Raw genomic sequence first — 6,908 nt, 5'->3', positions numbered from 1 at the left:
TGGCGTTGATTTTTGGCACGCTGTTGAGTTCTCAAGGTGCGGACGCTTCCTTTGTTCCTGTTTCCAGGCCCTCCGGGCGCTTCCTTCGTTTCCGACTCTATCAGATCTTTCCGATCCGATTTCCTCGGTGCTTTCCGGTCCTTCGCTTTCGCTCCGGGCCTTTCAGCGGTTCCGACTCTATCAGACCTTTTCAGTGCCTGACCCCCAGTCAGCGGGGCTTGTCTTTCCGGCTGTTGGGCCGTTCCGACGTCTCAAACTCTAGCGGATTCCCCGGGCGACTCATAATCGAGTCTTTCGAATTGAATTTCGGCATGCCGAAATTCTTTCCCGTTGGGGAGTTCGTACGAGTTGAGGTGCCGCATCTGCGGCGGGATGGTCGTCGAAGAACCGTTCCGGCTCCGTGACAACTCGGAGAACATTACGCATCCGAGAGGGGCGTGTCAACCCCTGTCAGTCGGCGTCAGCCGGCGTCAGTCGAGGTCCTTCAGGCGGCCGCCGGCGTCGGGCTGGGTGAGCTCCACGCGGCGGAGGAGACGGATGAGCGCGTCGCCGAGGACTCCCCTCTCCTCTGTACTGAGGTCCTGGAGGAGCTCCTCCTCGAAGTCCGTGGCCATGCGCATGGCCTCCAGCCACTTCGAGCGGCCCTCGTCCGTCAGCTCGACGATCACGCGGACGCGGTTGTTCTCGTCGCGGTCGCGGGTGACCAGGCCCTCGCCCGCCATGCGGTCGATGCGGTGGGTCATCGCGGCCGGCGTGAGGCCGAGGCGCTTCGCGAGCTCGCCGGGGCCGAGGCGGTAGGGGGCGCCGGAGAGCACGAGGGTCTTGAGGACCTCCCACTCCGCGTTGCTGATCCCGAGGTCGGCGAGCTGGCGACCGTACGCCACGTTCATGCGGCGGTTCAGGCGGCCGAGGGCGGAGACGACCTTCTCGACCTGGGGGTCGAGGTCGCGGTACTCGCGCTGGTAGGCGGCGATCTGCTCGTCGAGGGTCGGCTCCTGGGGAGCCTGCGGGCCGGACCGCTCGGGGGTGTCGGACATGCGGGGAGTATCCCACGCGCCCCGTTGGCATTGAAGTCCTTCGGTGTGTATTGTTAAGGAGTTAATTTTAGGTTCTAAGTCTTCAAGGTTCACGGGTACACCTCTGAACCTCTACTGAAGTGGGTGAGTGTGACCAAGGCGAGGGGCGCAGCGATGCGCAGGATTCAGGCAGGCAGTGCGCTGAGCTCGTTCGGGCTCGGTTTCACCGTTCCCTATCTCTATGTGTACGTGGCTCAGGTGCGGGACCTCGGCGCTGCCACCGCGGGCATCGTCCTCGCCGTCTTCGCCATGGCCGCGCTCGTGGTTCTCCCCTTCAGCGGGCGGGCCATCGACCGTCGTGGGCCTGTGCCTGTTCTGCTGCTCGCCTCCGCTGTGGCGGCTGTGGGAGCCGTGGCCATGGGGTTCGCGTCGAGCGTGCCGGCGGCCGTGGGGGCCGCGGCGCTGCTCGGTGCCGGTACGGCCGTGCTCCAGCCGGCGCTCGCGACGATGATCGTGTGGTGCTCGACGCCCGCCGGTCGTACGCGCGCCTTCGCCATGCAGTTCTTCCTGCAGAACCTCGGCCTCGGTGTCGGTGGTCTGATCGGCGGTCTGCTCGTCGACACGAGCCGGCCCAGCAGCTTCACCGTGCTGTTCTCGATCGAGGCCGTGATGTTCCTGGTGCTCGCCGCGGTCGTCGGGACCGTGCGGATGCCGGGCTCCCCCGCGCTGCGGGACAGCCGTCCTTCCGAGGGCGCCAAGGGCGGCGGTGTGCGGGCGCTGCTCGGGCACAAGGCGATGGTCCAGCTCTGCGTGCTCGGCTTCGTGCTGTTCTTCGCCTGCTACGGGCAGTTCGAGTCGGGTCTCGCCGCGTACGGCACGGAGGCGGCCGGGATCCAGCCGTCGGCCCTGGGCATGGCGCTGGCCGCCAACACCGCGGTCATCGTGATCGCGCAGTTCCTGGTGCTGAAGTTCGTCGAGCGCCGCAAGCGCTCCCGGGTGATCGCCGCCGTGGGCCTCATCTGGACCGTTGCCTGGCTGATCGCCGGGTACGCCGGTCTCGGGCACGGCAGCCAGGCGATGGCGACGGCCGCGTTCATCTCGACGTACGCCCTCTTCGGACTCGGCGAGGCGATGCTGTCGCCGACCGTGGCTCCGCTGGTGGCGGACCTGGCGCCGGAGTCGATGGTCGGGCAGTACAACTCGGCCTTCGCCCTGGTGAAGCAGCTGGCCCTGGCGGTCGGTCCGGCCGTGGGCGGGCCCATGGGTGCCGCGCTGCACGGTCCGTACATCGTGACGTTCGTGCTGTTCTCGCTCGGCATCACGTTCCTGGCCGTGCGGCTCGGGCGGCAGCTCACTCCCGAGCAGAACCAGCCGTCCCTGGCCTCGGCCAAGCCGTCGAAGGTCGTCGCTCGGCACGAGCCCTCGCGGGAGAGCGAGAGCGCCAGCGCGTAAGGCGGTGCGCTTCGGGCGCGGACTGATCGTTGTCGATCAGTCCGCGCCTTTTCGTTTCAGTTCGGCAGGGCGAATTCGCACCAGACCGCTTTTCCGCCTCCCGGCGTGCGGCGGCTGCCCCAGGACGAGGCGATCGTCGCGATGATCGAGATGCCCCGGCCCGCCTCGTCCTCCGTCTCCGCCTTGCGGCGGCGCGGGAGGTGGTCGTCCCCGTCCGTCACCTCGATGATCAGGCGGCGGTCCGTGCGGCGCAGTCGCAGGCGCATGGGCGGGGTGCCGTGCTGGAGGGAGTTCGCGACCAGCTCGCTGGTGGCGAGGACGCCGAGGTCGCAGAGCTCGACCGGGAAGCGCCAGCTGGCCAGGACCCCCGAGGCGAAGGCACGCGCGCGCGGGGCCGCCTCCACGCCGCCGAGGAGCTCCAGGGCCGCGTTGTGGAAGAGCTCGGCGTCGGTGCCCTCGCGGGAGGGGTGCTGGACGACGAGGACGGCCACGTCGTCGTCGTGCTCGGCGGTGACGCCCAGGGCGCGGAGCAGACGGTCGCACATGACCTGCGGAGTGCCGCTCGCGCCGGAGAGGGCGCGGGCGAGGGCTTCGACGCCCTCGTCGATGTCCTCGCGGCGGCGCTCGACCAGGCCGTCCGTATAGAGGACGGCGGTGGAGCCGGGCGGCAGCGCGATGGAGCCCGAGGCATGGAGCCAGCCGCCGGTGCCGAGCGGCGGGCCCGTCGGGTCCTCGGCGCGGCGGACGGTGCCGTCCTCGTCCCGTACGAGGATCGGGAGGTGGCCCGCGGAGGCGTAGACGAGCTTGCCCTCGCTGGGGTCGTGGATCGCGTAGACGCAGGTGGCGATCTGGCTGGCGTCGATCTCGGCGGCGAGGCCGTCGAGGAGCTGCAGGACCTCGTGGGGCGGGAGGTCGAGACGGGCGTACGCGCGGACGGCCGTGCGGAGCTGGCCCATGACGGCGGCGGCGCGGACGCCCCGGCCCATCACGTCGCCGATGACGAGGGCGGTGCGGCCGGCGCCGAGGGTGATCACGTCGTACCAGTCGCCGCCGACCGCCGCGTCCGTGCCGCCGGGCTGGTAGGTGGCGGCGATGCGGAGGTCGTCGGGCTGCTCCAGCTCCTGCGGGAGCAGGGAGCACTGGAGGGTGACGGCGGTCTCGCGGTGGCGGCGCTCGCTGGCGCGGAGCCGCTCGGCGGCCTCGGCGTGGTCGGTGACGTCCGTGGCGTGGACGAGGACGCCGCCCTCGATGTGGGGGCTGTCGACGGGGAGGCACGTGACCGTGTACGAGCCGCCGTCCTGGGTGCGACGGGATTTCACCGTGCGGGGCTTGCCGCTGCGGATGACCTGGTCGAGGAGGGGCAGCAGACCGAGGTCCTCGGCCTCCGGGCAGGTGTCGGCGACGGTGGCGCCCGCGGGGCGGGGGCCGAACGCCGCCGCGTACGCCTCGTTGACGTACGCGATGCGGTGCTCCTGGCCGTAGACCAGCGCGACCAGGCCGGGAAGGCGGCCGAGCAGTTCCCGTACGGAGAAGTCCTCCAGGGCGGGTACGTCGCTGTCGCCGGCGGTGCCGGCGTCGGCCGTGCCGTCGCCGGGCTGCTCCAGCTGCTGCCCGTACTCACCGCGGGCGGCGGGCACGGAGCCTTCGGTCCCCCGCGCCGCGCGGCGCTGCGTGCCGGGGAGCCGGGCGCTCCAACGGGTGAAGTTCACGGATCTGTATGCCTCGTGGTGTCGGTGCCGTGCAGAGTCACGCTGTGCAGGTGTGAGCCCACCTATGGTCACACGTCCAGTGTGGACGAGTGCACTGACAGTGACGTCTGGGATGTCAGGGCGACGGCTTGTCGCGGTGATCCGGTGGCGGTGCGGCGGCTAGTTCGAATTCGGCGCGCGGATGTTCGAGCGAGCCGAGGGAGACGATCTCCCGCTTGAACAGACCGGAGAGGGTCCATTCGGCGAGGACGCGGGCCTTGCGGTTGAAGGTGGGCACCCGGCTCAGGTGATAGGCGCGGTGCATGAACCAGGCCGGGTACCCCTTGAGTTTCCGTCCGTAGACGTGGGCGACTCCCTTGTGGAGGCCGAGGGAGGCCACGGAACCGACGTACGCGTGCGCGTACTCCGTGAGCGGGCGGCCGGCCAGGGACGCGGCGATGTTCTCCGCGAGGACCTTGGCCTGGCGGACGGCGTGCTGGGCGTTGGGCGCGCACTCCCTGCCGGGTTCCTTCGCGCTGACGTCGGGGACGGCGGCGGCGTCGCCGGCCGCCCAGGCGTGGTCGACGCCCTCGACGGCGAGGTGCGCGGTGCAGCGGAGCCGGCCGCGCTCGTTCCGGGGCAGATCGGTGGCGGCGAGGACGGGCGCGGGCTTGACGCCCGCGGTCCACACGACGGTACGGGTGGGGAGGCGGGTGCCGTCGCTGAGGACGGCGACGCGGTCCTCGCAGGATTCGAGGCGGGTCTCCAGGCGGACGTCGATGTTGCGGCCGCGGAGCTCGCGGACGGCGTACCGGCCCATCTCCTCGCCGACCTCGGGGAGGATCCGGTCGGAGGCCTCGACGAGGACCCATTTCAGGTCCTCCGCCTTGACGTTGTGGTAGTACCGCGCCGTGTAGCGGGCCATGTCCTCCAGCTCGGCGAGGGCCTCCACGCCCGCGTACCCGCCGCCGACGAAGACGAAGGTGAGGGCGGCGTCGCGGAGCGCGGGGTCGCGGGTGGAGGAGGCGATGTCCATCTGCTCGATGACGTGGTTGCGCAGGCCGATGGCCTCCTCGACGGTCTTGAAGCCGATGCCGTGGTCGGCGAGGCCGGGGACCGGGAGGGTGCGGGAGACGGAGCCGGGGGCGAGGACGAGCTCGGTGTAGGTCAGCTCGGTGTCGCCGCCGCCCTCCTCCTCGGTGGCGAGGGTGGAGAGCGTCGCGGTCCGCTGGGCGTGGTCGATCGAGCGGACCTCCCCGATGACCACGCGGCAGCGGTCGAGGACCCTGCGGAGGGGGACGACGACATGGCGCGGGGAGATGGAGCCGGCGGCGGCCTCGGGCAGGAACGGCTGGTACGTCATGTACGGCTCGGGGGTGACCACCACGATCTCGACGGCGCCGGATCTGAGCTCCGTGCTGAGCCGCCGCTGGAGGCGCAGCGCGGTGTACATGCCGACGTAGCCACCGCCGACCACGAGAATGCGCGCAGGTTCGGTCACTGTCCCATGACGCAACGCCGTCCGGTGTTTGTCCACAGGCTCGGCAAATTGTGTGACCGGAGGGGTACGGAGGCGCGGGGTGGCGCGTGAGGGGCGTGCGAGGAGAAAGGCGCAGGTCACAGCGGGCGGGGTGGGTGTGCCGCGGTGTCGTAATCGGGAGTGTTCCGGGCCTTGCTCCGATCGGGGGGCGGACCGTACGGAACTCCCCCTTCTGAATTGACCCGGACTCAACTATGTTCGTACCTCGTCGAGGTGTCGGATCGGGGTGCGTGGACCGCACAGCCCATCGGCCGGGAGCCTCGTATCAGGGCGGGGACGTCTCCGGGGGGAGACATCATGAGCGGGGGAACGCTTATGCAGATTCAGGATTCACGCTGGCAGCAGGCGGGCGTCGCGACGGCGACCGCGGAGGACGGCCAGGGTGTCGGTGCCGCCGGCGGCGTCAGCGGTGTCGGCGGTGTCAGTGGTGTGAGCGGTGCCGGGACGGTGTCCGCGTCGCTGGGCGGCAGATCCGCGCCGCTGCGCGTCGACGCCCAGCGCAACCTCGAGCACGTGCTGCGCGCCGCGCGCGAGGTCTTCGGCGAGCTCGGCTACGGGGCTCCGATGGAGGACGTGGCGCGCCGTGCCCGCGTCGGGGTCGGCACGGTCTACCGGCGCTTCCCCAGCAAGGACGTGCTGGTGCGGCGGATAGCCGAGGAGGAGACCTCCCGGCTGACCGAGCAGGCGCGGGCCGCGCTGGGCCAGGAGGAGGAGCCGTGGTCGGCGCTCTCCCGGTTCCTGCGGACCTCGGTGGCCTCGGGCGCGGGACGGCTGCTGCCGCCGCAGGTGCTCCGGGTGGGCGTCGACGAGCCGGTCGCCGGTGAGGGCGTGGACCTCGTCGGCGGTGCCGGGTTCCCGGGCGGCGAAGACGCCGCCCGCGTCCCGTCCCAGCGGGGTGTGGGCGAGCCCGACGCCCGGATCGTCGCGCCGCGCGCGGTGCCGGCCGAGGAGCGGGACGACGCCGGAGCGGCCGAGCTGCTCGACGTCGTCGGCCGGCTCGTCGAGCGGGCGCGTGAGGCGGGTGAGCTGCGGACCGACGTGACCGTGGCCGACGTCCTGCTCGTCATCGCCACGGCCGCCCCGGCTCTGCCGGACGCCGCGCAGCAGGCCGCCGCCTCCTCGCGGCTCCTCGACATCCTGCTCGAGGGGCTCCGGTCCCGGTAGCGCCCTGGACCCGTAGGCCTGACAGGCCGACGCCGTCCTCCTGCTCCA

At 71.2% G+C, this 6,908-nt stretch carries 5 protein-coding genes; 2 read left to right on the top strand and 3 right to left on the bottom strand.

The features are described from left to right. Window positions 1–470: 470 nt before the first annotated feature. Complete coding sequence (locus ACFC0Z_RS21740) at window positions 471–1,037, bottom strand: MarR family winged helix-turn-helix transcriptional regulator (protein WP_376440279.1); 567 nt, start codon at window positions 1,035–1,037, stop codon at window positions 471–473. Between the two features lie 153 nt (window positions 1,038–1,190). Here ACFC0Z_RS21740 and ACFC0Z_RS21735 point away from each other — a divergent pair, with 153 nt between their 5' ends. Further along, window positions 1,191–2,468 (top strand): MFS transporter, encoded by a 1,278-nt coding sequence (locus ACFC0Z_RS21735; RefSeq protein ID WP_376440276.1) that lies wholly within the window; start codon window positions 1,191–1,193, stop codon window positions 2,466–2,468. A gap of 56 nt (window positions 2,469–2,524) precedes the next feature. Here ACFC0Z_RS21735 and ACFC0Z_RS21730 read toward each other — a convergent pair whose 3' ends face one another. Both ACFC0Z_RS21730 and ACFC0Z_RS21725 read right to left on the bottom strand, forming a co-directional pair. Continuing rightward, complete coding sequence (locus ACFC0Z_RS21730; protein WP_376440273.1) at window positions 2,525–4,177, bottom strand: SpoIIE family protein phosphatase; 1,653 nt, start codon at window positions 4,175–4,177, stop codon at window positions 2,525–2,527. A 115-nt stretch (window positions 4,178–4,292) separates the two neighbouring features. Further along, a complete protein-coding gene (locus tag ACFC0Z_RS21725) occupies window positions 4,293–5,657 on the bottom strand; it encodes an NAD(P)/FAD-dependent oxidoreductase (protein WP_376440271.1) in 1,365 nt (454 codons plus the stop codon). A 354-nt stretch (window positions 5,658–6,011) separates the two neighbouring features. On the opposite strand from ACFC0Z_RS21725, the gene ACFC0Z_RS21720 reads away from it, so the two are divergent. Continuing rightward, window positions 6,012–6,860 (top strand): TetR/AcrR family transcriptional regulator, encoded by an 849-nt coding sequence (locus ACFC0Z_RS21720; RefSeq protein WP_376440269.1) that lies wholly within the window; start codon window positions 6,012–6,014, stop codon window positions 6,858–6,860. Window positions 6,861–6,908: the final 48 nt, after the last annotated feature.

It is taken from the genome of Streptomyces sp. NPDC056144, assembly GCF_042264145.1.
In the GTDB taxonomy this organism is placed as follows: domain Bacteria; phylum Actinomycetota; class Actinomycetes; order Streptomycetales; family Streptomycetaceae; genus Streptomyces.
The sequence above is the reverse complement of the archived record's forward strand: the minus strand, read 5'-3'. Positions and strand labels throughout refer to the sequence as shown.

Coding starts and splice junctions, on each gene's coding strand:
- ACFC0Z_RS21740 (WP_376440279.1), bottom strand. CDS start 1,037: ATGTCCGACACCCCCGAGCGGTCCGGCCCGCAGGCTCCCCAGGAGCCG.
- ACFC0Z_RS21735 (WP_376440276.1), top strand. CDS start 1,191: ATGCGCAGGATTCAGGCAGGCAGTGCGCTGAGCTCGTTCGGGCTCGGT.
- ACFC0Z_RS21720 (WP_376440269.1), top strand. CDS start 6,012: ATGCAGATTCAGGATTCACGCTGGCAGCAGGCGGGCGTCGCGACGGCG.